Annotated in this window: 30 protein-coding genes; 10 read left to right on the top strand and 20 right to left on the bottom strand. The window is 59.1% G+C overall.

Annotation, left to right across the window (positions count from 1 at the left end; translation table 11 throughout):
• Positions 1 to 17: 17 nt before the first annotated feature.
• Together GV827_RS16335 and GV827_RS16330 are read left to right on the top strand one after the other, a co-directional pair.
• Positions 18 to 1,553: an ATP-dependent DNA helicase gene (locus GV827_RS16335; protein ID WP_164354884.1), complete on the top strand. Its 1,536-nt coding sequence runs from the start codon at positions 18 to 20 to the stop codon at positions 1,551 to 1,553.
• Positions 1,550 to 2,248, top strand: a complete 699-nt coding sequence (locus tag GV827_RS16330; RefSeq protein WP_164354883.1) for an SDR family oxidoreductase — start codon at positions 1,550 to 1,552, stop codon at positions 2,246 to 2,248. Before GV827_RS16335 ends, GV827_RS16330 begins: the two co-directional genes overlap by 4 nt.
• A 92-nt stretch (positions 2,249 to 2,340) precedes the next feature.
• On the opposite strand, the gene GV827_RS16325 is transcribed toward GV827_RS16330, so the two are convergent.
• The 12 genes from GV827_RS16325 to GV827_RS16270 all read right to left on the bottom strand — a co-directional run bounded on the left by GV827_RS16325 (position 2,341) and on the right by GV827_RS16270 (position 12,562).
• A complete protein-coding gene (locus GV827_RS16325) occupies positions 2,341 to 3,099 on the bottom strand; it encodes a TIGR02186 family protein (RefSeq protein WP_164354882.1) in 759 nt (252 codons plus the stop codon).
• Entirely contained in the window at positions 3,099 to 4,013 is a 915-nt protein-coding gene (locus GV827_RS16320; protein ID WP_164354881.1) for a sulfite exporter TauE/SafE family protein, read from the bottom strand. The genes GV827_RS16325 and GV827_RS16320 overlap by 1 nt, the downstream gene beginning before the upstream one ends.
• 133 nt (positions 4,014 to 4,146) lie before the next feature.
• Positions 4,147 to 5,115, bottom strand: coding sequence for an ABC transporter permease (locus GV827_RS16315; protein WP_164354880.1), 969 nt, complete (start codon positions 5,113 to 5,115; stop codon positions 4,147 to 4,149).
• A complete protein-coding gene (locus GV827_RS16310; protein ID WP_164354879.1) occupies positions 5,115 to 6,245 on the bottom strand; it encodes an ABC transporter permease in 1,131 nt (376 codons plus the stop codon). Before GV827_RS16310 ends, GV827_RS16315 begins: the two co-directional genes overlap by 1 nt.
• Positions 6,246 to 6,284: 39 nt before the next feature.
• On the bottom strand, positions 6,285 to 7,922 hold the full coding sequence (locus GV827_RS16305; RefSeq protein ID WP_164354878.1) for an ABC transporter ATP-binding protein: 1,638 nt from the start codon (positions 7,920 to 7,922) through the stop codon (positions 6,285 to 6,287).
• Entirely contained in the window at positions 7,923 to 8,921 is a 999-nt protein-coding gene (locus tag GV827_RS16300; protein ID WP_164354877.1) for a BMP family lipoprotein, read from the bottom strand.
• A gap of 101 nt (positions 8,922 to 9,022) precedes the next feature.
• Positions 9,023 to 9,478, bottom strand: coding sequence for a GNAT family N-acetyltransferase (locus tag GV827_RS16295; RefSeq protein WP_164354876.1), 456 nt, complete (start codon positions 9,476 to 9,478; stop codon positions 9,023 to 9,025).
• Positions 9,475 to 10,185 carry a tRNA (adenosine(37)-N6)-threonylcarbamoyltransferase complex dimerization subunit type 1 TsaB gene (gene tsaB, locus GV827_RS16290; protein WP_164354875.1) on the bottom strand — a complete coding sequence of 237 codons (711 nt, stop codon included), beginning with the start codon at positions 10,183 to 10,185 and terminating at the stop codon, positions 9,475 to 9,477. Before tsaB ends, GV827_RS16295 begins: the two co-directional genes overlap by 4 nt.
• Complete coding sequence (locus GV827_RS16285; protein WP_164354874.1) at positions 10,178 to 10,738, bottom strand: NifU family protein; 561 nt, start codon at positions 10,736 to 10,738, stop codon at positions 10,178 to 10,180. Before GV827_RS16285 ends, tsaB begins: the two co-directional genes overlap by 8 nt.
• A gap of 110 nt (positions 10,739 to 10,848) precedes the next feature.
• Complete coding sequence (locus GV827_RS16280; RefSeq protein ID WP_164354873.1) at positions 10,849 to 11,307, bottom strand: universal stress protein; 459 nt, start codon at positions 11,305 to 11,307, stop codon at positions 10,849 to 10,851.
• 131 nt (positions 11,308 to 11,438) lie between these two features.
• Positions 11,439 to 12,314, bottom strand: coding sequence for a branched-chain amino acid aminotransferase (locus GV827_RS16275; protein ID WP_164354872.1), 876 nt, complete (start codon positions 12,312 to 12,314; stop codon positions 11,439 to 11,441).
• Between the two features lie 8 nt (positions 12,315 to 12,322).
• On the bottom strand, positions 12,323 to 12,562 hold the full coding sequence (locus GV827_RS16270; protein WP_164354871.1) for a hypothetical protein: 240 nt from the start codon (positions 12,560 to 12,562) through the stop codon (positions 12,323 to 12,325).
• A gap of 126 nt (positions 12,563 to 12,688) precedes the next feature.
• On the opposite strand from GV827_RS16270, the gene GV827_RS16265 reads away from it, so the two are divergent.
• Positions 12,689 to 13,405: a M48 family metallopeptidase gene (locus GV827_RS16265; RefSeq protein ID WP_164354870.1), complete on the top strand. Its 717-nt coding sequence runs from the start codon at positions 12,689 to 12,691 to the stop codon at positions 13,403 to 13,405.
• A gap of 8 nt (positions 13,406 to 13,413) precedes the next feature.
• Here GV827_RS16265 and GV827_RS16260 read toward each other — a convergent pair whose 3' ends face one another.
• Entirely contained in the window at positions 13,414 to 13,689 is a 276-nt protein-coding gene (locus tag GV827_RS16260) for a CBU_0592 family membrane protein (RefSeq protein WP_164354869.1), read from the bottom strand.
• A 118-nt stretch (positions 13,690 to 13,807) separates the two neighbouring features.
• On the opposite strand from GV827_RS16260, the gene lfb1 reads away from it, so the two are divergent.
• Both lfb1 and GV827_RS16250 read left to right on the top strand, forming a co-directional pair.
• The gene (gene lfb1, locus GV827_RS16255; protein WP_164354868.1) at positions 13,808 to 14,167 is read left to right on the top strand and encodes an LIC10280 family protein; all 360 of its coding nucleotides are present in this window, start codon (positions 13,808 to 13,810) and stop codon (positions 14,165 to 14,167) included.
• 3 nt (positions 14,168 to 14,170) lie between these two features.
• Positions 14,171 to 14,557 (top strand): YigZ family protein, encoded by a 387-nt coding sequence (locus tag GV827_RS16250; RefSeq protein ID WP_204325935.1) that lies wholly within the window; start codon positions 14,171 to 14,173, stop codon positions 14,555 to 14,557.
• Here the strand turns inward: GV827_RS16250 and trhA are convergent.
• From trhA to rimO, 5 genes are all read right to left on the bottom strand, one after another.
• Positions 14,519 to 15,142, bottom strand: coding sequence for a PAQR family membrane homeostasis protein TrhA (gene trhA / locus GV827_RS16245; RefSeq protein WP_164354867.1), 624 nt, complete (start codon positions 15,140 to 15,142; stop codon positions 14,519 to 14,521). The genes GV827_RS16250 and trhA overlap by 39 nt on opposite strands.
• 47 nt (positions 15,143 to 15,189) lie before the next feature.
• Positions 15,190 to 15,561: a thiol-disulfide oxidoreductase DCC family protein gene (locus tag GV827_RS16240; RefSeq protein ID WP_164354866.1), complete on the bottom strand. Its 372-nt coding sequence runs from the start codon at positions 15,559 to 15,561 to the stop codon at positions 15,190 to 15,192.
• Between the two features lie 38 nt (positions 15,562 to 15,599).
• Positions 15,600 to 15,968, bottom strand: a complete 369-nt coding sequence (locus GV827_RS16235; protein WP_235930404.1) for a hypothetical protein — start codon at positions 15,966 to 15,968, stop codon at positions 15,600 to 15,602.
• A gap of 275 nt (positions 15,969 to 16,243) precedes the next feature.
• Positions 16,244 to 17,020: a hypothetical protein gene (locus tag GV827_RS16230; RefSeq protein ID WP_164354865.1), complete on the bottom strand. Its 777-nt coding sequence runs from the start codon at positions 17,018 to 17,020 to the stop codon at positions 16,244 to 16,246.
• The gene (gene rimO, locus GV827_RS16225; RefSeq protein ID WP_164354864.1) at positions 17,017 to 18,390 is read right to left on the bottom strand and encodes a 30S ribosomal protein S12 methylthiotransferase RimO; all 1,374 of its coding nucleotides are present in this window, start codon (positions 18,388 to 18,390) and stop codon (positions 17,017 to 17,019) included. Before rimO ends, GV827_RS16230 begins: the two co-directional genes overlap by 4 nt.
• A 56-nt stretch (positions 18,391 to 18,446) precedes the next feature.
• Here rimO and GV827_RS16220 point away from each other — a divergent pair, with 56 nt between their 5' ends.
• The 5 genes from GV827_RS16220 to GV827_RS16200 all read left to right on the top strand — a co-directional run bounded on the left by GV827_RS16220 (position 18,447) and on the right by GV827_RS16200 (position 24,187).
• Positions 18,447 to 20,381, top strand: coding sequence for an AsmA family protein (locus GV827_RS16220; protein ID WP_164354863.1), 1,935 nt, complete (start codon positions 18,447 to 18,449; stop codon positions 20,379 to 20,381).
• 380 nt (positions 20,382 to 20,761) lie between these two features.
• Complete coding sequence (gene trpB / locus GV827_RS16215) at positions 20,762 to 21,994, top strand: tryptophan synthase subunit beta (RefSeq protein WP_164354862.1); 1,233 nt, start codon at positions 20,762 to 20,764, stop codon at positions 21,992 to 21,994.
• A gap of 213 nt (positions 21,995 to 22,207) precedes the next feature.
• Positions 22,208 to 22,951 carry a hypothetical protein gene (locus tag GV827_RS16210; RefSeq protein WP_204325934.1) on the top strand — a complete coding sequence of 248 codons (744 nt, stop codon included), beginning with the start codon at positions 22,208 to 22,210 and terminating at the stop codon, positions 22,949 to 22,951.
• Positions 22,952 to 23,026: 75 nt separating this feature from the next.
• Positions 23,027 to 23,623: a hypothetical protein gene (locus GV827_RS23430; protein ID WP_204325933.1), complete on the top strand. Its 597-nt coding sequence runs from the start codon at positions 23,027 to 23,029 to the stop codon at positions 23,621 to 23,623.
• 30 nt (positions 23,624 to 23,653) lie between these two features.
• On the top strand, positions 23,654 to 24,187 hold the full coding sequence (locus GV827_RS16200; RefSeq protein ID WP_164354861.1) for a helix-turn-helix transcriptional regulator: 534 nt from the start codon (positions 23,654 to 23,656) through the stop codon (positions 24,185 to 24,187).
• Here the strand turns inward: GV827_RS16200 and GV827_RS16195 are convergent.
• Positions 24,178 to 24,552, bottom strand: coding sequence for a DUF2237 family protein (locus tag GV827_RS16195; protein ID WP_164354860.1), 375 nt, complete (start codon positions 24,550 to 24,552; stop codon positions 24,178 to 24,180). The genes GV827_RS16200 and GV827_RS16195 overlap by 10 nt on opposite strands.
• Positions 24,553 to 24,558: 6 nt before the next feature.
• Entirely contained in the window at positions 24,559 to 25,722 is a 1,164-nt protein-coding gene (locus tag GV827_RS16190; RefSeq protein ID WP_164354859.1) for a serine hydrolase domain-containing protein, read from the bottom strand.
• Between the last annotated feature and the right edge of the window lie 6 nt (positions 25,723 to 25,728).

Raw genomic sequence — 25,728 nt, 5'->3', positions numbered from 1 at the left:
TTCCTTAGACAGGGGGCATGACCACCGCGCTTACCTACTCCGACGATCAGGCCACCGCATATGACCGCGTGGCCGAGATGCTGCGTGGCGCGGGAATTGATCTGGAAGACAGCCTGCTGATGCCGCCCCCCGGCGGGGCGGATCAAGTAATGGCAGTCACGGGGAAGGCCGGATCAGGAAAGACGCTGCTGTTGGCGGAACTCTACAAGGCGCTTGAAAACGCGGGCGTTGAAGTGGTCTCAGGCGACTATGAGAGCCGCAAGCGCAAAGACAAACGCACTCTGGCGATCCTTGCCCCAACGAACAAGGCGGCGAGCGTGCTGCGCCTGCGCGGGGTGCCTGCAACAACAATCCACCGCATTCTTTACACACCGGTTTATGACCCTGAATACGAACGCATTGCCGAATGGCTGGCAGGCAGCGGAGAGCGGCCCGAGATCGAAGGGCTGACCGATCAGTCACTGGACCGCGCTGCCGCGTTTTATGCAGGCAACAAGTCCATTCCGGGCGCGTTGGCGGCGGCTGGCCTGCGGGGGTCGGACTTTATCACCGGTTGGAAACGGCGGGAGGAACCGCTGGACATCGGCTTTGTCGACGAAGCCTCGATGTTGGATGACAAGCAGTTCGAAGATCTCAAGGAAATCTTTCCCACGTTGCTGCTTTTTGGTGACCCGGCGCAGTTGGCCCCGGTGAACCAGTCCGGCACGATGGTCTTCGAGAAGCTGCCAGAGAAGCGGGTGCTGAACCTCAACCGCATTTTCCGGCAGGACGCCGACAATCCTATCCTTGATCTGGCCCATGCCCTGTCAGACCCGGATCTGAGCTTTGAGCAGTTTGAACGCATGATCGAAGACAAGGCGCGTCAGGACGACCGTGTGGTCTGGGGGCAGCGTGTTGAGGTCGACTTGATGGCGCGCTCACCCGTGCTGGTTTGGCGGAACGCCACGCGGATCAGATTGATCAACGCCTTCCGGTCAGTTCACGGCGCACCGGAGGATGCGTTGCTTTCCGGTGAGCCGCTCATCTGTGACGGGATCGAGCTGCCGCTGAAGCACCGCAAGAAACGGCTGGATCTGGAGGCGCGCGGCCTGATCAAGGGCGCGCAGGTGATCTTTCTGGGAGACGGGCGCAAACCCGGCTTCAGCCGCTTGCACGTCATGGGGGCGGAAGATCCGCAGGTCAGCGCCGCGTCGATCGTCAAGATCGAAAAGCCGGATGAGGAAGAACCCTTCATCCCTTTTGCTGCACGCATGGGGGCGACATTCCTGCATGGGGCCGCAGTCACGATCCACAAGGCACAGGGGAGCCAATGGGAGACCGTGCAGGTCTTTGCCCCTGACCTATATGCCGCCGCCCGTATGGGGCGCATGGAGGCGGGCCAGCCCTTGTGGAAGCGGCTGGCGTACGTCGCAATCACCCGCGCGCAAGAACGGCTTATCTGGGTGGTGCGCAATCGGTTGTCCAAGCCAACGGGGCCGCTGGTGATTGATGACCTGAGGGCGGTGCCTGCCGCACCCCTGACACTGGATACAACAACGGAGGACGTGGGATGAAATCGATCTTGATCACCGGGGCAAGTGCCGGCATTGGCCGTGCGACGGCAGAGCTGTTTCTGGCGGAAGGCTGGCGCGTCGGATTGGTTGCGCGCAGTGCCGAAGCGCTGGAAGAGATGGCGGCGGCGCACGCGCATGCGGTGGCGCTGCCCGCCGACGTGACGGATGCGTCAGCACTGGAAGCCGCATTTGATACCTTCGGTGATCTCGACGTGCTCTTCAACAACGCGGGCATGTTCGGCCCTTCGGCCCCGATTGACGAGATTGCGATTGCGGATTGGGAGCAGGTGATGATGGTCAACCTGCATGGTATGTTCCTTGCCGCGCGGCTGGCCTTTGCCCGGATGCGCGCGCAGGGCCGGGGCGGCAGGATCATCAATAACGGATCGATCTCTGCCCATACCCCGCGTCCAGGGTCTGTCTGCTATACCACGACGAAACACGCGATCACCGGGCTGACGAAATCACTCTCTCTGGATGGTCGGGATCTGGACATCGCCTGTGGTCAGATCGATATCGGCAACGCCGAAACGGACATGGTCGCGAACCTTAAAAAGATGAACCCGGACACGCAGACGATGCGGGTGGAGAACGCGGCGAAATCAGTCCTGCATATGGCCGACATGCCAAGGGGTGCCAACGTGTTGTTTATGACTGTAATGGCGAACAAAATGCCATTCGTCGGGCGCGGATGAAGCGCCGGACGCGCACAGGATCAGCGCCGAGCAAAAGCACAGTGGTTGCTGATTCTATGAAACTTGGCAGGAAAATGAGCGGGTCAGGCTTGTTATCGCCGGAACACGCTGAAGACGGCCGAAGCGGCCCAGCCCGCCGCGATTGCGATGGCGAGCGACATCAAGCCATACAAGAACGCATTCTCGCGTGACAGATTAAACAGCCAGCGCTCCATCCCCACCTTGCGGACAAAGATGCTCGTCTCGTATTTCGACACAACTTCGCCGCCACGCGTCAGAAAGATGCGTGTCTGGTAATCGCCTTCAGTCAGTGCGGCAGGCAGCTTGATCGCGGTGCGAAACAGGGTCTGTTCATCGACGCTGACCGTACCTTCGTTCAACTGATACTGCCCAGAGTTCATCTTGATACGGATCAGCGCCTCAGAGAAGCTTTCGCTGTCCGTGATGTTCATCGGTGCCCCGACAGACCGGATGGCGCGGGGTATTGAGACCTTATGGCGGATGTCTTCCGTTTCGGTCAGGGACAGACCCAAAAGTGTGCTGGTGGAAATGGCATAGAAGCTTGGCGCGCGGTCCACCTCGACGGCATCGGTGTTTACCCAGATGCCCAAACGCTTTTCCTTGCGCCGCACCGTGACCCGTTCGGACGGACCCGATACGGTGACGATGACCTGCAGGCGGGGTTCATCGGGAATTCTTTCCTCGCGCTTGACCGCGCCAAAGATCAGGATTTCCGACCCATCGAAGTTGGTGTTGATGGATACCGTGTCCTTGGACAGTCCCAGCACGATCTGTTCTGCCATGGCGGGCAATGTCATCAGAAATGCGAAGACGAGGATGAGGGCCCGCATCAATGCCCCCCTGCCGCACCAAGCGAATACAACTCAGTCGGTTGCAGCAGCAGATCGAGCGCAAGCTTTCCACAGACCGCCAGCACCATGATGGCCAACAGGATGCGCAGCTGTTCTGCTTTCATCTTGACCCCGATCCGTGTCCCGATCTGGGCGCCGATCACACCGCCGACCAACAGCAGGACCGCCAGAACCACATCCACGGTATAGTTGGTCGTGGCGTGCAGCATCGTTGTGAAGGCGGTGACAAAAATAATCTGGAAGAGCGATGTGCCCACGACGACCTTGGTCGGCATACCAAGCAGATAAATCATCGCAGGGACCATGATAAAGCCGCCGCCTACACCCATGATCGCCGCAAGGATACCAACGGTCACGCCAACAATCAGGGGGGGGATTACAGAGATATAGAGCCCGGAGACACGAAATCGCATCTTGAGCGGAAGACCGTGAATCCAATTGTGCTTCTTACGCGCTGGCGCTTTGCCCTTTTTGACGTTTCGGATCGCGCGCAGTGATTCCAGAAACATCAGCCCGCCGATCACGCCCAGGAAAACGACATAGCAAAGCTTGACCAGCAGATCGACCTGACCCAGCGACTTGAGGTAGTTGAACACCATCACACCAAGTGCCGCACCGATCAGACCCCCGATAAGCAACACCGTGCCCATCCTGAGATCCACCGTTTTTCGTTTGAAATGGGCTAAAACGCCGGAAAAAGAGGAGGCAACGATCTGGTTCGCCTCGGTCGCCACGGCCACGGCCGGAGGGATGCCGATGAAGAACAAAAGGGGCGTCATCAAGAAACCGCCGCCCACGCCGAACATACCCGAAAGCACGCCCACAAGCCCGCCAAGTCCTAACAAAAGGAACGCATTGACCGATACTTCGGCGATGGGCAGGTAGATTTGCATGGGATCCCTTAGCGCGGTGTGCGTATCAAATCAACGGCTCTCCCCGTATTGACATGCGGAGGACTGATCTGCGGGCTGAAACTGGTCTTATCCGCAGCATAATTAGGCGGTGGTATCCGGCGTGCCCTTTGGGTCAGCGCTCCTTCACATAGGGCTCTCCGCCCGCACGGGGCGGAATTGCCTTGCCAACGAAGCCGGCAAGAATGATCACTGTCATCACATAAGGCAGTGCGCCCAGCAGCTGCCCCTGAACTTTCATACCGATCACGGCCTCAATCACATCGGGCCGTGTTTCAAGCGCCCCGAAAAGACCGAAAAGGAGGGTCGCCCAAAGCGCGTACCACGGACGCCACTTTGCAAAGATCAGCGCGGCCAAGGCGATAAAGCCGCGCCCGGCGGACATGTCTTTGACAAAACCCGCCTGAAGCGCGGTGCTCAGATACGCTCCGGCGATACCGCAAAGCACGCCGCAGATGCCGACAGCTGCAAAGCGCAGGCCAATGACAGAAACGCCCGCTGTGTCGACGGCGGCAGGGTTTTCCCCGACCGCGCGCAGGCGTAGGCCAAAACGCGTGCGGTAAAGCACCCACCACGTCAGTGGCACGGCGGCAAGAGCCATGTAGACCAGGATGGAATGGCCCGAGATCAGTTCGGAGTAGAGCGGGCCAATGATGGGGACATCAGCGATAGCATCGGCGAAGGGCAGGGTGATCCCCTCAAACCGCGCGCCCCCCATCAAGGATGGTGTGCGGCCGCCCTGTTTAAACCAGTCCTGCGCAATGAGGACGGTCATCCCGGCGGCGAGGAAATTGATCGCCACGCCAGAAATCAGCTGATTGCCACGAAAGGTAATCGAGGCGATGCCGTGAAGCGCGGACAGTGCGACAGACGCACCGATGCCCGCCAAAAGGCCAATCCAGACCGAACCGGAAAGAGATGCAACAGCAGCAGAGAAAAATGCGGCGGCCAGCATCTTGCCTTCAAGGCCGATATCGAAGATGCCAGCCCGCTCACTGAACAACCCCGCAAGGCAGGCCAGCAAAAGGGGCGTGGCAAGACGCACGGTAGAATCGAGCAATTGGATAAGTGTGGCGTAGTCCATTATTCAGCCGACTCCACCGGTTTACGTTCGGGTTTCGGAGCCCGCGCGCGCCGAACGGCGAGAAAGATTTTCTCCAAGGGCATCCGAACCATGTTGTCGAGCGCGCCAGTGAACAGGATCACCAGCGCCTGAATGACAATGATCAGCTCGCGCGGGATCGAGGTCCAAAGGGCAAGCTCTGCCCCGCCTTGATAGAGAAATCCAAAGAGGATGGCGGCGAGGAACACACCAACAGGATGAGAGCGACCCATAAGCGCCACGGCAATGCCGATGAAACCCGCACCTTCGGTTGAGTTAAGCACCAGTCGCTCTGCCTCACCCATGACGTTGTTGATGGCCATCATGCCTGCCAGCGCACCAGAGATGATCATCGTGATCATGGTGATTTTGACCGGGGAAATGCCAGCGTATTTCGCCGCTGACTCTGAGTGACCATAAGCGCGGATTTCGTAGCCCAGCCGCGTGCGCCAGATCAGCAACCACAGCACGAAGCATGCCGCGATCGCGACAACGAAGGATACATTGGCTGGCGCGGCCTTGGAAAACGCGATCCCGAAGGGGGCCAGAATATCGTGCAACGTCGGCAGGTTCGTTGCCTCGGGGAAGCGCGCGGTTGCCGGGTCCATCTGTCCCTTTGGGCGTAACAGATTGACCAGCACATAGTTCAGCAGCGCTGCTGCGATGAAGTTGAACATGATCGTCGTGATCACGATATGGCTGCCTCGTTTGGCCTGCAGCCACGCCGGAACAGCAGCCCAGGCAGCGCCCAACAGCCCGGCCATCACCGCCGCGCCGATCAGCGCCAGTGACCAGTGGGGCCACGGGATAAACAGGCACGCGATAGCGACACCAAGGCCGCCCAGCATGGCCTGACCTTCACCACCGATGTTGAACAGCCGTGCATGAAACGCAATTGCGACGGCCAGCCCGGTAAAGATGAAGTTCGTCGCATAATAAAGCGTATAGCCCCAGCCGTAGGTGGAGCCCAATGCACCTGTGATCATCAGCTTCACCGCCGCAACAGGGTCTTCGCCAATGGCAAGGATCACCAGCGCCGAGATAACTGCGGCAAGCAAGAGCGAAATCAGCGGGACGAGGACCACCTCGGCCCATTTGGGCATCACGTCCATGGGTCGCCTTCCGACCTGTGTATGGTTGGATCATCCATATCAGATCTCCTTATGCGGATCGCCGTGGGTATGGGCGAGGTTTTCTTCGATCTCCTCAACCGAATGCGGTGTGTCGGTGTCGGTGATCCCGGCCATCAACAGGCCCAGTTCTTTTTCGTCTGTCTTATCAGGCAGGCGTTCGCCCATGATCTTACCATCAAACATCACCGCAATTCGGTCACTCAGGGCAAGGATCTCTTCCAGTTCGACCGAGACAAGCAGGATGGCCTTGCCCTGATCGCGCAGTGCCACGATCTGCTGATGGATGAATTCAATTGCGCCGATGTCCACGCCGCGGGTCGGCTGACCAATCAGCAGCAGATCTGGGTTCCGCTCGATCTCGCGGGCCAGTACGATCTTTTGCTGGTTGCCGCCGGAAAAATTCTTGGCCGCCAGCTTGGGATTCGGTGGGCGGACATCGAACCGTTCCATTTTCTCTGCCGTGTCTTCCCGGATCGCGGCGTTGTTCATGAGGATCCCGGCGCGGTAATGAGGGTCGTGGTGATAACCAAAGGCGGTGTTTTCCCACGCCTGATAGTCCATGATCAGCCCTTCACGCTGCCGGTCCTCTGGCACATGGGCAATGCCGCGATTTCGCCGCGACTTCCCGTCAGAGTGGCGTCCTGTAAGGTCAAGTGGCTTTCCGTTCAGCGTGACGGTACCAATGCCATCGGCATAGCCGCCCAAGACTTCAAGCAACTCTGACTGTCCGTTTCCAGCCACCCCTGCGATGCCCACGATTTCACCTGCGCGCACTTGCAGATCAATGCCGCGCAGCCGCTCGACGCCTTTGTCGTCGACAACCTTCAGCCCTTTGATATCCAACACCACGTCACCCGGTGTCGCGGGCTTTTTGTCCACACGCAACAACACTTTACGACCCACCATAAGCTCCGCCAGTTCGGGCGGAGAGGTCTCGGATGTCTTGACCGTCGCAGTCATTTCGCCGCGCCGCATGACGCTGACGGTGTCGGTGATCTCCATGATCTCGCGCAGCTTGTGGGTGATCAGGATGATCGTCTTTCCTTCTGACCGGAGCCGTCCCAGAATTCGGAAAAGCTGGTCGGCCTCGGCGGGGGTGAGCACGCCTGTCGGCTCATCCAGAATAAGGATATCTGCCTGCCGGTAGAGCGCCTTGAGGATCTCCACACGCTGTTGCATCCCCACGCCAATGTCCTGCACCAGTGCGTCAGGCTCTACGTTCAGCCCATAGTCTTCGGCCAGTTCAATCAAGGACCGCCGTGCTTTGGCCAATGACGGCTTGAGCAACCGCCCGTCTTCAGCGCCGAGAATTATATTCTCAAGCACTGTGAAATTCTCAACCAGTTTGAAGTGCTGGAACACCATCCCGATGCCCGCTGCAATCGCCGCCTGGCTGTCGGGGATTTCAGTCTTTGTACCGTTGATCCAGATCTCGCCCTTATCGGCCTTGTAGAAGCCGTAGAGGATCGACATCAGCGTCGATTTGCCCGCACCGTTTTCACCGATGATCCCATGGATCGTGCCGGGCATGACGCGGATCGAAATGTCCTTGTTGGCCTGCACGGGGCCGAAGGATTTGGAGATGCCCTTCAGCTCGATCGCAGGCGCAACAGGAGCGGCAGTTGCCTGCCGCTCCAATGTCGCTTCATTGCTCACTTAGAAGTCCAGTGCAGGGCAGCTGTCGTTCGCGTAGTAGCTGACGACTTCCAGCTCACCGTCGATGATCTTCTGACGTGCATCATCCACGGCCGCTTTCATCTCATCCGAGATCAGCGGCTGATTGTTCTCATCCAGCGCATAACCGACGCCTTCTTCGGCCAGACCAAGGGTGAAGACACCTGTTTCAAGCTCATCACCTGCCGCCAGCGCGTCATAGACAGCCACGTCCACACGCTTGAGCATGGAGGTCAGGACCTTGCCGGGGTGCAGGTAGTTCTGATTGCTGTCGACACCGATCGAGAGAATGCCCTCGTCCGCAGCGGTTTGCAGCACGCCTACACCGGTGCCACCCGCAGCAGCATAGACCACGTCAGCGCCCTGAGAGATTTGCGCCTTGGTCAACTCGGAGCCCTTTACCGGGTCGTTCCATGCTGCCGGCGTTGTGCCGGTCATGTTGGCGATCACAGTGGCGTCCGGCTTTACCGCCTTGACGCCCTGCGCATAGCCGCAGCCGAAGTGACGGATCAGGGGGATGTCCATCCCGCCGATAAACCCGACAGTGTTGCTCTCTGAGGCCATCGCGGCCAGCATACCGACAAGGTAGGAACCTTCGTGTTCGGCAAAACCGATCTGGCGAATGTTGGGGATATCGAGCCATGTCACGTCGATGGCGACGAAATTGGTGTCCGGATAGTCAGGAGCGACAGACGACAGCGGATCGGCCATTGCGAAACCCATAGTGATGACCGGATTCGCACCGGCTTCGGCAAAGCGGCGGAGGGCCTGTTCGCGCTGTGCTTCTGACTGAAGCTCGATCTCGCGATATGTGAGGCCGGTTTCGTCGAGCCAGCGCTGTGCGCCGTTGTGTGCGGCTTCGTTGAACGACTTGTCGAACTTGCCGCCCAGATCGTAGATCAGTGCAGGCTCGGCCAGCGCAGTACCGGCGCTGAGCGCCATGGCAGCCGCGGCGCCCATGAATTTGGTCATAAGGGTCATGTGGTATCTCCCAGTTTTTGCATTTGGGGCGATGCCAGCAGCGGTCATTCGCCCAAGATCAGGTGATCAGCGCCAATTTAGGGGCCAGCAGGGGGGCAGGGTCAACCGATTTCTGGGGTTTGGGTGTTGGTTTCACCGCTATGACCAAAGGTCAGGCGGCGCTGCATGAGGATGGCGTTTGCCGCGGGCGCTCCAGCGCGGGCATAATAGCCCTTGCGCAGGCCGCATGGCGCAAAGCCCATGACCCGGTAAAGCGCCAGCGCAGGCTCATTATCCGACGCCACCTCAAGAAACGCGATATCGGCTTTGCCTTCGCAGTGCTTCAACCAGTCGAGCATCAGCCCGCGTCCGATCCCGTGCCCCTGATGGGCCGGATCGACGGCGAGCGTGAGCAGTTCGGAGTCACCGGCGACCGTGCGGCAAAGCGCAAATCCATGGGGCCGGTCAAAGAGTGTCACGAGCGGGCTCTCGAGCAGCGTCTCGAACTCTCGCGCCGTCCAGGGGCGTTCCCGCCCGAAAGCGGCGCGGTGAATCGCGGAGAGTGCGCGCGGGGTCACGGCAGAATGGCGGGCGCCTGGTCGCGCGCGGGGGCAGCATCCGGTGGCTTGATGTAATCGGGTACGGGCCTTGGTGGGAAAGCATCGGCCTCACAGTATTTCTGTTCGATCAACTCGGCCATGCGCGCCGCATCGGGTGCGTAGTGTTCGTCGATGCCCCGCGCCCCCGCGTGCGCCGCGATTTCGCGCGCGCGATGTCCGTGGACCCGCATGCCTGCGGACAGCTCGAGCTTGGGGGGAGGGGCGCCGGGGTCGATCAGCAGCCCGGTCCCGCAGGCCTGTTGCCCGCCTGCACCGAAACCGCGCACATAGGCCATATTTCGTGGAGCCGGGATCGAAACCAGCGTGCCGGGGTCAACCGGTATCGTGCCGTAGGCCAGCTCGAACTGGCTGATCCCGAACACGGGAATGCCAAGGGCAAGGCCCAGGCCACGTGCGGCGGAAACGCCGATACGGATGCCAGTGAAATTGCCCGGACCCACGGCCACGCCGATCACATCGACCTCCGACCAAGTCCAACCACAAGATGCGAGCGTGTCCTCGATGGCCGGAAGCAGGGCTTCGGCCTGACCGCGCGGCATGTTCAGCACATTGCCGCCTGAGTAGCTCTCGAAAGCCCACCCCACAGACACGAATGGCCCGGAGGTGTCGAAGGCGACGACCTTGGGCCATTTCTTGCGGTTTTCGGGGTAGACCTTGTCAGGCAACAGGGCGGACTTCGGTCACTTCGGGGATGTAGTGCCGCAGCAGATTCTCGATCCCCATCTTCAGCGTCAGCGTGGACGAGGGGCAGCCCGCGCAGGCACCTTGCATGTGCAAATAGACGACGCCGCGGTCAAAGCCATGAAAGGTGATGTCTCCGCCGTCCTGCGCCACGGCAGGGCGCACGCGGCTGTCGAGCAGTTCCTTGATCTGGCCCACGATCTCGCCGTCCTCGCCATCGTGATCGGCGTGGCCTGAGCTGGCTTTGTGGTCCTCGCCCATCACGGGCTGGCCGGACTGGTAATGTTCCATGATCGCGCCCAGCAGCGCGGGTTTGATATGATCCCACTCAATGGCTTCTGCCTTGGTGACAGTGACAAAGTCCGTGCCAAAAAACACGCCTGTGACACCGTCCACGCCAAACAGACGCTGTGCCAGCGGGGAGCCGCCTGCGGCATCTGCGGTGGGAAAGTCGGCAGTCCCCATTTCGAGAACGGACTGGCCCGGCAGGAACTTTAGCGTGGCGGGGTTCGGCGTAGATTCGGTTTGAATAAACATGGCAGGTCCTTTGTCTGGCTCAGGCAGATATGCGGATCGGCAATCCGGCTTTCAAGTCTTGGAACCATTCTAAACTGCTTGGGCGGATGGGTCCAGCCGTCAACGTCGGGCTACGTGATGGCTTCAAGGCGTTCCTTGCTCAGATCACCAGGCACGATGGTCACAGGTACCGGCAGCGACCCCGATGCGCGGGTCATCTGGGTGACCAGCGGTCCGGGCCCCTTATTCTTGTCAGAGGACGCTCCCAGTACCAGAACGCCAATATCGGGATCATCCGCGATCTGTGCGATGATTTCGTCCACAGGGACCCCTTCACGGATCACCAGCTCTGGGTCCACGCCTTGCTTGTCGCGCATCCATTTCGCGAAAACCTCGAAATGAACCTCGATCCGCTCGCGGGCTTCTTCGCGCATAATGTCGCCTACGCCGATCCAGTGATTGAATTCATCTGGCGGAATCACGGCCAAGACTTCAACGCCGCCACCCGTATGATTGGCCCTCAAAGCTGCAAATCGCATCGCATTCAGGCATTCGGTGCTGTCGTCCAGCACAACGAGGAACTTACGCATCTTGGGTCTCCCTATCGGACGGGATCATGGCGCGAACGCATCGTCCGCGCAATCTCAATTCTACCGATCCGCATATCGGAGATGCCAAGGCGCTTGAGGCTGGACAGCCCGGAGTGCCACACGGTGCCACATCACCGTTCCGAGGCGGCCCAGTCCCAATACATTTCGCGCACCCGGCGGGTGACTGGATTGGCGTTGGCACCAATCTCGTACGTGGTGTCATCGAATGCGGCGACGGGGGTGACCTTCATCATGTTGCCGGACAGGAAAACCTCGTCCGCATCATGGAAATCATCGAACGACAGCACGGTTTCATGGATCTGCAGCCCGTCAGCGTTCATGTTGATCATGTGCCGTTCGCGCGTAATACCCGCAAGGAAGGTCCCATTTGGAATCGGGGTGAAAACCTCGCCATCCTTCACCATGAAAACATTTGCCGACGCGCTTTCTGCAACATTTCCCATCGCGTCAGCCACCAGCGCATTGCCAAAGCCCTTGGCGCGGGCCTCGGCCATCATGCGGGCGTTGTTGGGATAGAGACAGCCCGCCTTGGCGTTCACGACGTTGTCCTCAAGCACCGGGCGGCGAAACCGGGTACGCGTGAGCGTCGTCGCGGCCTCTGGCGGGGCCATGGGAATTTCCTCAAGGCATACGGCAAAGCCAGTCGCACCGGCGCGCGGCACGATTCCCAGCTCATCGCCGGCAAGCGCCCAGTACATGGGCCGGATATAGACCGGTTGATCACGGCCATAGCTTTCCAGCCCTTCGCTGATGATGTCGATCATATCCTCTGTGGTCACGGTCGGTGTGATCATCAGCGCCTCGGCAGAGCGGTTGATGCGCGCGCAATGCTTGTCGAGGTCCGGTGACAGCCCATCAAAAAGCCGGGCCCCGTCAAAGACGGTCGTACCAAGCCAAGACCCATGATCTGCCGCCCGCATGATCATCTGGTCGCCGTCGTGCCATGTGCCCTCGTAGAAGGTCTTGATATTCGTTCCGGTGGCCATTGGTGATCCTATTTCTTTTGCGGCGCGCTGCGGTAAATACCTTCGGGCAGGTTCAGCGCTGCTGTCAGGTCCCTGAGCTGTTCTGGAGAGAGCGTGATCTTCGACACTGTGTCCGTGCGAGGATCCCATTGCTCGAAAGTGATTTCGGTGTCGAAGGCCGAAACCGTGACGTCCTCGCGCAGCGGGGTCTCACCTTCATCGACGAGGGTGATCACGGAGGCATCGAATTCGTGTTCTATGGTAAACATGAAACAGAACCTGAGCCTTTCGGCGGATCTTTGCAAGAGGAGCGCGGCAAAGTGATGTGTTCTGACTGGCTCCTCCGGTCCCTTGTGCTAAATTACCGGGGTGCGTGCAGATCTGAAGGACGTGACATGATCAAGAATACCCTTTGCGCTTTTGTCGCGATGGCAACGCTGACAGCCTGCGATGTGGCTCCGGTCGGCCAAACCCCATCCGCACCGGCGACCCCGGCGTCCGCCAGCACGCCAACCCTGTCGGCCAGTCAGGCCGCGCGCAGCTTTGTCCGCGTGGTCCGCACCGTTGAACCCGTGGCAGAAAGGGAATGCCGCGCGCGGACGCAGGGCGTCAATTGCGATTTTCACATCGTCGTGGATGACAGGCCGGGCCAGCCTGCGAACGCATTCCAAACCATTGACCGGCAGGGGCGGCCTGTTGTGGCATTCACCCTTGCCCTGATCGGGGATGCACGGAATGAGGATGAACTGGCCTTTGTTCTGGGGCACGAGACAGCGCACCACATCGCAGGCCATATCGAGCGCCAGCAGCAGAACGCCGTGGCGGGGGCTGTGATCTTCTCAGGTCTGGCGACGCTCGCTGGCGGCGGGTCCGAGGCCGTACGCACAGCGCAGCGTCTGGGCGCCGAAGTGGGCGCACGTAGCTATTCCAAGGATTTCGAGCTTGAAGCGGATGCGCTGGGTACGATCATCACGGCGCGGGCGGGGTTCAACCCGCTGCGCGGGGCCGAATTCTTTACCCGCATTCCCGATCCGGGCGACAAGTTTCTTGGCACCCATCCGCCAAACGCGTCGAGGATTGATGTAGTTCGGCGGACGGTGAACGGACTCTGAGGCTTGCGTCAGTATCGGCGTCGCATTGGGTGAAAGACCTGCAATGTGATACCGACCACAGACATGATCACCCAGAACGTCTGAATAAGCGCTGCTGCAAGGTTGAAACTGACCGTCAGCCCGATCAGCACGCAACTCGACGCGGTCAGGTTCAGGACAAAGTATGGCACCGATGCTGAAGAAAGGACACGCAGCGTCAGCATCGTGTAGGTTGAGACATAGAGGAAGAACCCAAGAACACCGATCAGTTCAGCAAGGCCATAGGGGATTGGCAGTGGGGGCATGGGACGCATCCAAAAAGTAAATGAAGAAATGGCAGATAAATATGCAATTCTTCTACGACGCTGGCTTTGATGCGCCAATGGCGGTATTCCTTACCCAAGGGAAACAGGGGGCCACCGCATGTCAGCTGCTCGACACGTCACGCGCCGGGTGATGCTTGGCGCCTTCGGGGCGCTCCTCCTTGCCGCGCCACTTCCAGCCCAACAGGTCAGTATCAGTGGTCTCTACGAGGCTCAGGGGCGTAATCCCGACGGCTCTGCATACACGGGGCAAGCGGTCATTTCTGAGGCGAACGGAGCGGTGCAGGTGAACTGGACCGTGGGAAATCAAAGTTATTCCGGCACCGGTGTCCGCGATGGACAGGTCGTCGTGGTCAACTGGGGGCAGCCTGCGCCCGTCATCTACGTGGTGATGTCAAACGGCGATCTCTACGGGACATGGGAAAACGGCACTGCGCTTGAGCGTCTGGTGCGCCAGTAAAGAATGGCGCAGGGCTTGGTCAAACTCGGAGTGGTCCTGACGGACCGCGGCTCAAAATACGCGGTCTCGGGTGCGCCGGTCTCTGACAGGGCGGACGTGGACGCAGTTCTTAAATCGCTGAAAAGGGACAAGGCATACGCCAAGGCCACGCACAATACATGGGGCGTGCTGCTGCCGGATGGCACACCGCTGAAAGGCGATGATGGTGAAGCCGGGGCCGGGATGGTGATCCTGCGCATGCTTGAGCGCGAGGCGCTGTCCGGTCACGCGATCATCGTCACAAGGTGGTATGGGGGCAAACATCTGGGTGGCGACCGTTTTCGCCATGTACAGACCTGCGTCAGCGCCTATCTAGACGCTCAGCGCGATGGCGCCAAAAAGACAGGTTGAGGCGACCAGCACAAAGCTGTGCCAGATCGCATTCTGGTAACGCATTCCGGGATGCGCATAGACGTATGTCCCGACGGAATAGATCACGCCACCAACGACTATCAATAACAGTGCCCAGCCGCTGAGTGTCTGCCACATGGGCCAGATCAGAAGGACAGACAGCCATCCCATGCCAAGATAGAGCGCCAGAGACCATTTCGCGTCGGTTCCCGAAAACGACAGCTTTGCAATCGCGCCAACCGCGGCCAGCGCCCAGACAATTCCGAGAACGGCATAAGCGAACCCGGTGCCGATCAAAGCGACGATCGGTGCGTAGGTGCCTGCAATTTTGAAGTAAATCGCTGCGTGATCAATGCGGTGCAGCATTGGCCGAATATGGTCGGCAGGTGTCATATGGTATATCGCTGAGGCCGTAAACGCGAGCAGCAGGGAGCAGACATAGACAATGGTGGTTGTGGTCAGCGCGTCTTGGCCACCGTCGGTTTGCCAGATCAGCAGCAGCGACGCCGGAATCGCGCAGATCAGGCCCGTCGCATGGACAGCGCCGTCCGCAATTGTCTCTGATCTTGAGTAAGGATACGCCATGCTAATTGGTTAACACAGAAATATGAAGAAAACGTGCCGGTAGCGTGTCACCCGCGTGCCTGTCGTCTCAGATGCAAATGATAAAGCAGAGGAGCCGCGATGTGATCGTAGACCTTGTTGGCGATCCAATGAATTCCCGGCACGCTAATCAGTTTTGCCAGCCATCGTGTCTGCGGGATGTCCTGCCATAACACGATAAAAGCCGGAATCCCCGCATAAGTCTGCCCCGCTTTGCGCACGTGAAAGCGCTTGGCCGCGTCTTCGGCGGTGATGCCCCAGTCTCTCAATTTTGATGGGTCGCCCAGATCATCAAACCGCATAGGGACGGCTGCTTTTTCACTCAGCTTTGCGTAATGGTCCACCTCCCGGCTGCAAATCGGGCAGGACGCATTGTAAAGAACTTCGGTTTCATCGCGCATGAGACGAATTTAGGCCGCTTGGGGCTGCGATCCAAGGTTCAGCGCGGTTTATTGCTGTCAATCCAGCGCGACATAAGGGCGCGATCCCGAAAGCATTCGGGCGGCACCGGATTGCGCTTGAGCCGCGCGATGCGCTCGGCAAAGGCCACCTGCTTGGAGGAGGGGTAATCAGAAAACCTGCCCTGCGGTGCCGGGGCTTTGTGCGCGTCGATCCATTTGGACAGCGCCGCCCGGTCAGCGGTGATCCCCTGTGGCAACTTGGTATCGTGGCGCTGGGCGAGGGTGGTCGCATAGGCGATCTGCTTCTCCGTCGCAGGCTGCTTGGCCGCGAGGGGCAGGTCGGGTTGCACGGGTTCAGCCCCCTTGGCAGGGGTGAAGAGGTCGGGGAAGGACGGTTGGAAGGACATGGGATGTTCCTCGATGTTCCGGGGGTCTTAACCTTTGATTAATATATAGAACATAGGGGGAACATTTTCAAGTGTTCGCTGCAAAAGGGGTAGAAAGCCTTCGTCTGCTGACGCGCCGGATGTGCTGAGCAGTGCCAGACGGCGGGGTCACTACGTCTTTGATCAGTGGATACTCGGACGAGCTCGCGAAACCGACGAGCAGAAAGCGATGACATTCTGTGAATGTGAAGAAACACGGTGATTTGACTTGCTGATAGTTTTCTGACGTAGCCGTTTCAAAGCCATTCAATGCGTAGGCCTTCAAAGGAAGGCATTTCAGAGAATGACAAACTGTAGTTTTTGGATAAATAGCTAATGTCATTTGCTCTACCACAAAGCCAAAGGAGAGCGCGATCTAAGAAGTGGCTGGAAAGCTCCGGTCTATTCCCCTCAGCAAGCCTATCTGCCACCTGTGCGATTGTCGTTTCGTCAACAAGATTAGCCCCAGATGTGATCCAGCTCACAAGCGCCGGCTGAGTATCCAGCTGAAGAAGTTTTTTGTGATGGTTGCCAAGCAGATTTACCACGATGACATGTTCAAATTCTGAACCATACTTCGTGTAGTGCATATCGTTCGCAAGCTGCTCGGCTTTGTGAAGCGTAGCGTAAATACGTCCTTTGTCACGGTCTCTGTATTCCTCGCAGAGTTCCCAAAAGCGCATTTTATTGAATGGTATTCCTCGATTAGAAGCGTACATTTCTATACGAGAATGTAACCGCTTCTCTCTGTCAGTTGAACGTAGTGGCTTTAGGCCGTCCCTTTCAATTGCTTGAGCATCAGCTAAAGTGAGGCGCGTTCCATGAAAGACTCTGAAGCTGCTATTCGCCAGGGCCAAATTTAGTTCGGTGTAGAGGGCTACGAGATCGATTGAACTAGAAATGCAGCTAATAGCGTCATCGATGTAACGCGGATCTATTTTCGTCAGGCTCTCATAGTCAGCTGCGGACAAGGTTGTTTGGAGAACCTTATCAACAGTGCGGATGTAAGTCTCCGGTTTATCTGCCTGGATCAAGATACAACCCGACCCCACAAGTCATACTCACCGGCTTCCTCCACCTCGACCGTGACAACATCGCCAACCGACAGCCCCTCAAACCCCTCGTCGATAAACAAATTGCCGTCGATCTCTGGCGCATCCGCCTTGGTCCGGCAGGTCGCGGCCTCATCGTCCAGCTCATCCACGATCACCTCCAAGCGCCGCCCAACTTTCGCCGCCAGCTTCGCCTCCGAGATCGCCTGCGCGCGCTCCATGAACCGCTCCCAGCGCTCCTGCTTGACCGCCGCATCTACGTGATCCGGCAGCGCGTTTGACCGCGCCCCTTCGACGTTTTCGTACTGAAAGCATCCCACGCGGTCCAATTGCGCCTCGTCCAGCCAGTCCAGCAGGGTCTGGAACTCTGCTTCCGTCTCGCCTGGATAGCCGACGATGAAGGTGGACCGCAGGGTGATGTCAGGGCAGACCGCCCGCCAGGCGGCAATCTCATCCAGTGTCTTGGACGCAGCCGCAGGACGTGCCATGCGTTTCAGGACATCCGGATGCGCGTGCTGGAACGGGATATCGAGGTAGGGCAGCACCAGCCCTTCGGCCATCAGCGGGATCAGCTGGCGCACATGCGGGTAGGGATAGACGTAGTGCAGGCGCACCCATGCCCCCAGTGACCCCAGATCGCGGGCCAGATCGGTGATATGCGCGCGATGCCCCCTGTCCTCGGCATGTTTGATATCCACGCCATAGGCAGAGGTGTCCTGAGAGATCACCAGCAATTCCTTCACGCCGTTCTCCACCAGACGCTCTGCCTCGCGCATCACCGCGTGGGCGGGGCGCGATTGCAGGCGGCCGCGCATGTCGGGGATGATGCAGAACTTGCACTTGTGGTTACAGCCCTCTGAAATCTTCAGATAGCTGTAGTGGCGCGGGGTGAGCGAGACCTGCTGCGCGGGCAGCAGATCGACAAAGGGATCGGGGCTGGGCGGCACGGCGGCATGCACCGCATCCAGCACCTGTTCGTATTGGTGCGGCCCCGTCACGGCAAGGATACGGGGATGGTGTTCGCGGATATACTCTGGTTCGGCACCCAGACATCCTGTCACGATCACCCGGCCATTCTCGGTCAGCGCCTCGCCAATCGCCTCAAGGCTTTCAGCCTTGGCGGAATCGAGGAAGCCGCAGGTGTTCACGATCACCGCATCGGCACCGGCATAATCGGGCGACACGCCGTATCCTTCCGCGCGCAGCCTCGTCAAAATCCGTTCGGAATCAACTAGTGCTTTGGGGCAACCAAGGGAGACCATGCCGATGGTCGGCTGGCCGGGACGCGCCGGATCAGAAATTTTCGCCTTTGGCGCAAGATCGGGACGCAGATTTGGTGGGTTTGTGCTCATGACGCGGCTATAGTCGATGCAAAGCGGCTGGGAAAGCCCGTGTGGAGGAGTGAGCGATGAAGTGGATCATGAGGATCATCGGTGTACTGGTGTTGATCGCCGTGCTGGTCGTGGGTGGCGTGCTGATGCTGCCTGCCGACCGGATCGCCAAGATCGCCACCGATCAGTTAAGCAAGATCACCGGGCGCAACGTCAGTGTGAGCGGCGATGTGTCGATGACCTTCTGGCCCGTCTTGGGCGTCAGTGCCGAGGGGCTTGAGGTCGGCAATGCATCCTGGGCCAAGGAGGGCGCCATGCTGAGCACTGCGCAGGCGGCTATCGGCGTCGATGCAGGCGCTTTGTTGCGGGGCGAGATCAGGATTACCAACATCGAGGCGCAAAGCCCGACGATCCGGCTGGAAAGCCGCAAGGATGGCCGCGCAAGCTGGCAGTTCACGGACGGCGGTGGGGCGGCACAGATCGAGACGGAAACGACGCCCGCCGCTGCCCCGCGTGCCGTTACGATCGAACGGCTGGTGATTATGGACGCGACACTGATCTATGACGCAGAAGGGGCTGATCTGGTGTCCTACGAAGGTGTCGACCTGACGCTTGACTGGCCGGATCCGGCGGGCCGCGCTGACATTACCGCAGCGGTGCGCCCAGCCGGCGAGCGCGTCGCGGTTGACGCGACGATTGAGCGGTTCGCAGGATTTCTGGGCGGGGACGTGCAGCCTGTGGACGTGCGCCTCAGCACAAAGGGCGGCGAGATGCGCCTGAACGGGCGGGCGTCATTGCAGGGCGCTGTGGCGGGCAGGCTCGACCTCGATCTCAAGAGCACGAGCGCGTTCCTTGCGTCCCTCGGGCTGGGTTCGGTTGAGCTGCCAAAAGGGTTGGGCCGCAGTGCCAATGTGAAAGCGGACCTGACACTCACGCCAGACCGCCGACTGGCCCTGCGGGAAATGACCGCCGATCTGGGCGGTAACCGATTGACTGGCGCTGCGGACATTGACCTGAACGGCGTGCCGAACGTGAACGCGCAACTGAACGCAGGCGCGCTTGATCTCAAGCCGCTAACGGGAGCTTCAGAAGGCGATACAACTTCAACCGGTGCATCTTCCGGATGGCCCAAAGACACCATAGATGCCTCGGGCCTTGCTGCTTTCAACGGGGCGGTTTCCTTACGGGCCGATAGCATTGATCTTGGTGCGCTGCAGTTGGGCGCTACGCGCACGCTCCTGACCAATGATCGATCCCGGATGGTATTCGAACTGAGGGAAGTTTCGGCCTACGGCGGACAGTTTACGGGCGAGTTTGTGATGAACAACCGCAACGGCCTGTCGGTGGGCGGCAAGCTGCGCGCCGCTGGCGTTCAAATGAAGTCTTTGCTGACCGACTTGGCAGGTTTAACGCGGTTCAGCGGGCAGGGCGATGCGGAGGTCTCCTTTCTTGGGGTCGGACAGAACATTGATGCTATCATGCGGTCGCTGTCTGGGCAGGGCGCAATCAACGTGGGCCGCGGCGCGATAGAAGGCATCGACCTTGATAACCTTTTGGGATCCTTCGATACGCAAGGCGGGACGACAGTATTTGATGCGCTGACCGGGACTTTCACCATGAACAAAGGCGTGCTGCGCAATGACGATCTGCGCATGCTCTTGCCGAACTTCGACGCAGCTGGCGCGGGGCAGGTCGATCTTGGGCGGCAAACACTGGATTACACGGTGACACCTCGTGCGCTGCGGGTGAACAAGGATCGGGGGCTGGCCGTACCGGTCCGGATCTATGGGCCATGGGCGAACCCCAAAAGTCAGCCGGACTTGAAAGCAGCAATCGATTTGAACTTTAGCGAGGAACGAGAGCGTGCCGAGGAGCGCGTCAAACAGAAGGTCGAGGAAAAGCTAGAAGAGGAACTTGGGATCGTTCGGGAAGAAGGCCAGTCGGTAGAAGACGCGGTCAAGGACCGGCTGGAGGACAAGCTGAAAAAAGAACTGTTCAAGATTTTTGACTAGGCATTGTACGTTCTAGACCACGCCAAGGCGGCTTTGGCCCATACCTCCCGTCGCCGAATTGATCAGTGCCAGGCCATGGATGCGGCATCGCTTTTCGATGAAGGTTGCTTGTGGCGCCGCGCGGTGCGGCGAAAGGTCCGGAATGGGCAACGGTGCTCCGGCTGATTGTACCGCGAGGATTTGAGCGGACGCGTGGCAACCGGGCGGGACAGGACGACCAGCAATACATAGTGTTTTGTAGGCAGGAGAGCTTTTGCTCCATCGGGTGATAGCCAACTCTCTGGTGACGGGGCTTCCGAGAAGAATGCAATCGTCTTGGGGTTTCGCGTCCTGATGGCCTGCGCTAAAAGAGCGTCTGACCGCGCGACAGGAGACGCACCATGGCCAACGATCTTTTCAACAGCTTCATGACCGGCCCGGATGAAAACGGCCGCTTCGGTGATTTCGGTGGACGTTTCGTCTCCGAAACGCTGATGCCGCTGATTCTCGAGCTGGAGGAGCAATACGAAAAGGCCAAGACGGACGATAGTTTCTGGGCCGAGATGCATGATCTTTGGACGCACTACGTCGGCCGCCCCAGCCCGCTTTATCTTGCAGAGCGCCTGACCGACCAGCTGGGCGGTGCCAAAGTCTACATGAAGCGCGACGAGCTGAACCACACGGGTGCGCACAAGATCAACAATGTGCTGGGGCAGATCATCCTTGCGCGCCGCATGGGCAAAAAACGCATCATCGCCGAAACTGGCGCGGGCCAGCACGGGGTCGCCACCGCGACGGTCTGTGCCAAGTTCGGCCTGAAATGCGTGGTCTACATGGGCGCGCATGACGTGCAGCGTCAGGCACCCAACGTGTTCCGCATGCGTCTGCTGGGGGCCGAGATCGTCCCGGTCACATCCGGTCGTGGCACACTGAAGGACGCCATGAACGATGCGCTGCGCGACTGGGTGACCAACGTGCGCGATACGTTCTACTGCATCGGCACGGTTGCCGGGCCGCACCCCTATCCAGCCATGGTCCGCGATTTCCAAAGCATCATCGGCCAGGAAGTCCGCGAGCAGATGACAGCCGCGGAAGGGCGCCTGCCCGATACCGTGATCGCGGCCATCGGTGGCGGGTCCAATGCCATGGGCCTGTTCTATCCCTTCCTTGATGACAAGGAGGTGGGCATCATCGGCGTCGAAGCTGGTGGCAAGGGCGTGAACGAGAAGATGGAGCACTGCGCCTCGCTCACTGGTGGCCGTCCGGGCGTGCTGCATGGGAACCGTACCTATCTGTTGCAGGACGACGACGGACAAATCCTCGAAGGTTTCTCGATCTCGGCGGGTCTTGATTATCCCGGCATCGGACCCGAGCACGCATGGCTGCATGACATCGGTCGCGCGCAGTATGTGTCGATCACGGACAAGGAAGCGCTCGCCGCATTCCAGGTCTGTTGTGAGCTTGAGGGGATCATCCCCGCGCTTGAGCCTTCTCACGCGTTGGCACATGTGATGAAGATCGCACCCGATCTGCCCAAGGACCATATCATCTGCATGAACATGTGTGGCCGCGGAGACAAGGATATCTTTACCGTAGCCAAAGCGCTTGGGTTCGAGATGGGTGAATTCGCCTGACCTTTTACAGGAATATCTAGTAACAAAACGCCCCGTCGCCTTGCGCCGGGGCGTTTTATTCTGCGCTCTAAACTCAGGTTTATTGCCGTCCATCTGCGGTTTAGGGCCTGCTGAATAAACCCGCTGCCAATAGCCGCCCCATGTTTCGATGATCCAACTTAGACCAGCGAGGCCGCATATCGTGGTCTCCGACACTAGGCAAAGGAACATGACATGAAACGCAACACGATGATGTTTTTGGGTGCATCACTTCTGGCGGCATCGCCTTCGTTCGCGCAGAGCTTTGGTGAGCGGGTGGCGCAGCAATTGGCTGCGGATGGCTTTCGGACGCTTGAAGTGAAGAACGGGCCTACCGAGACCAAGGTCGAGGCGGTCCGTAACGGCACGAAGCTTGAGGTGGTCTATGACCGTGCGACCGGCCAGATCGTTGAGCAGGAGACCGAGCGATTTGTCGGCACCATCGCGGCAAATCAGGGCATTGAGGTTTCCAATCGGGACCGTGATTTCTCGGACCGTGCACGCGGGGACGATGACGACAATGATCGTGAACGCGACCGTGATCGTGAGAGAGACAGGGACGATGACGATGACTCCAGCTCTGATCGTGATCGCGACAGGGACCGCGACCGTGATCGTGATGATGATGAAGATTCCGACGGTGACCATGACCGCGATCATGACCGTGACCACGATCGGGACGATAGTGACAGCAGCGGTTCATCTGGCAGCAACGGATCAGGTCAAGGGTCTGACAACGACAATGACGATGGCCACCATGGCAGCGACGACGACGGCGATGATGGCGACGAAAGCGGTTCATCCGGGAGCAACGGATCAGGCCACGGGTCTGACAACGACAATGACGATGGCCACCATGGCGGCGACGATGACGGCGACGATGGTGACGACAGCGGCAGCGACGGAGACGATGGCGACTCCGATAGCAGCGACGACTAGGTAAGTGCGAACCTGCATGTTAGAAAAATCAGAAAGGCGCGCCCCTGTGTGGGCCTTTCTTAACCAGAGGAACATATGAAACGTCGTTTGATCATGGCCACGCTGATGTGTGCATTGGCTCTCCCGCTTCAGGCAGGTCCGGCCGAAGACAGTATCATCCGGCAACTGCGCGATCAAGGGTTCGGCAATATCGACACCAAGCGCACGCTTCTTGGCAGGCTCCGCATTACCGCGCAAAGCCGCACGCTCGACCGCGAGATTATCTTGAACCCGGCCACTGGAGAAATCTTGAGAGACTACTGGGAAGAGCGCGACGGTCCTTCTGTGCGGGGCGGGATCTTTGACCCGTCACAGTCAGCCAGCAAGCCGGGTCAAGGCTACGACGATCAAGATGATGATGATCGTGATGACGACCGTGACGATGACAACAGTGGTCGCGGCAATGCATCGGATCGTGGTGATGATGACGGGGAAAGCGACAACGACAACGATAGCGACTCCGGCGGTAACAGTGGCTCCGGCGGAAATAGTGGCTCCGGTGGCAATAGTGGTTCCGGAGGCAACAGCGGTCCCGGCGGCGGAGATGACGGCGACGGAGATGGCGACGGGGACGGAGACGGAGACGGTGATGGGGACGGGGACGGAGACGGAGACGGTGATGGGGACGACTAACTCGGCCCGCGGGCGCGGCACGTGAGCCGGATGCGGCTGATAATCGTTTTATTCGTGGTGCAGGTCATCTGCGCCCTTGTTTTTGTGTCCGATATCCTTGCCACGGTTCTCGGCCTGCCCTTCGGACCACTCGACTGGCAATTGCGCGAACTCATGGAACTGGGGGCCGCACTGGGCCTGATCCTTGGCGGATGTCTTGGCGCTGTTCTGCTGCGGGCCTCTTACCGTCGGTCCCAGCATGTCGAAAGCCAACTTCGCGCCGCTTCTGGCGCGTTTCTTGACCTGCTGGAGGACCGTTTCGAGGAATGGAACCTGACGCCAGCAGAACGTGACGTCGCGCTGTTTTCGATTAAGGGTCTGAGCATTCAGGACATCGCCGCCCTCAGAAACGTCTCAGAAGGCACCATCAAGGCGCAAACCAATGCGATTTACCGCAAGGCAGGCGTTTCAGGACGGCCTCAGTTGCTGAGCCTGTTCATCGACGACCTGATGGGAGGACCGCTTGACGGTCCCGCACGGGTCTCGTCAGAGATCAATATCGCCCCGCAGGGCACTCAAGTCTGAGCGGCATGCGCGCGCAGAATGTCGAGCGGCACAACCTCGGTCGCACGTTTGTGCGTGGCCTCAAGATGCACTTTCGGCGCGCAGCCTTCATCGGCGGCCTGCAAAAACCGACCAGCGCACAGGCACCATGGATCGCCGGGCTTCAGGCCCGCAAAATTGAACTCTGGCCGCGGCGTTGACAGGTCGTTTCCAACGTATTTGGAATAGGCCAGAAATTCTGCCGTCATCACGGCACAGACCGTATGACTTCCCTGATCCGCAGCGCATGTGTTGCAATAGCCATCCCGGAAGAAACCCGTCACCGGGTCGGTCCCGCAGATCACAAGCGGGCCGTCCAGAACGTTTATACTCTCATCAGGTTCCATAGGTCCTCACAGGCTTTTTGCAATTGTACGGAACATCTCGATGTTCTGGGCATCAATTCCATTATCCCGGAACTGACGATCAGCGGCGTTGGTCACGATCACAACCTGTCTTGCAGGATCGACATAGATATACTGACCATAGATGCCACGCGCCATATATTCGCCCGGTTGGCCGCTCTTCGGGATCCACCACTGATATCCATAATCATAGCGACCCTCAGTGACCGGCGCGCTGGGCACAGTTGAGGCGGCGACCCAATCCGCAGGCACAATCTGTTTGCCCTCCCATGTGCCGCCCTGCAGATACATCTGACCAAAGCGTGCGTAGTCCCGCGTTGTCATGTTAAGCCCACCCAGAACAAATGCCGTGCCGACGCCGTCGGTCAGGTAATAGGGCGCATATTCAAGGCCGAGGGGGGCAATTACCTTTTCGCCCAGCAATTCGGTCACCGAACGCCCGGTCGCCCCGCGCACCACCATGCCGACCACATGCGTATCGATAGAGGTGTATTTCCACGTCTCGCCGGGCTTTGCGAAAGTTTCGGTCAGGGCTGCTGCGAAATCGTCCATTTCGCCGCCCAATGCCAGCACCCGACCCATCCGGTTGATATCGGAATTCTGATCAAGGTAGTCCTCGTCAAAGACCACGCCGCTGGCCATGTTCAACACCTGCCGCAGCGTCGCACCTTCATAGGCACCGCCTTTCAGCGCAGGCGCATACTTGATCACCGGTTCATCAATAGACGCGATCTGGCCCTCGTCCAACAGGATGCCAACCAGTGCCGAGAGATAGCTTTTAGCCAATGACCAGCTGATCCGGCGATCCTCTGGCCCGGTGCCCAGGAAATAGTCCTCAAAGACAATCTCCCCGTCCTTGAGAACAAGCAAAGCCGTGACATCGCGGTCTTTGACCCAGCGGTCGACGTCTTCGGGCAAGCTGGTTTCTGGTCCATAGGGCAGCGCGCTTGTCGGACTATTGCCGCGCGGCACGGGGATCGAGAGGAATGCCGCGTTCATATTGCTGAAGTTCCGGACGATCTTTCCCTCGGAGAAAAGCGAATTTACCGCCAATAGGCGCGTGATCTCTTCACGTTTCCACAGGCCTATGACAACGGCCGCCAGGATGAGTGCCAGCAAGCCGCGCCCAAGCCATTTTCCGAAACTACGCATATGTGA

Origin of the sequence: Sulfitobacter sediminilitoris (assembly GCF_010667575.1) — a bacterium.
Taxonomy (GTDB): Bacteria; Pseudomonadota; Alphaproteobacteria; order Rhodobacterales; family Rhodobacteraceae; genus Sulfitobacter; species Sulfitobacter sediminilitoris.
Note: the sequence above shows the minus strand (reverse complement) of the source record. Positions and strands in the feature narration are given on the sequence as shown.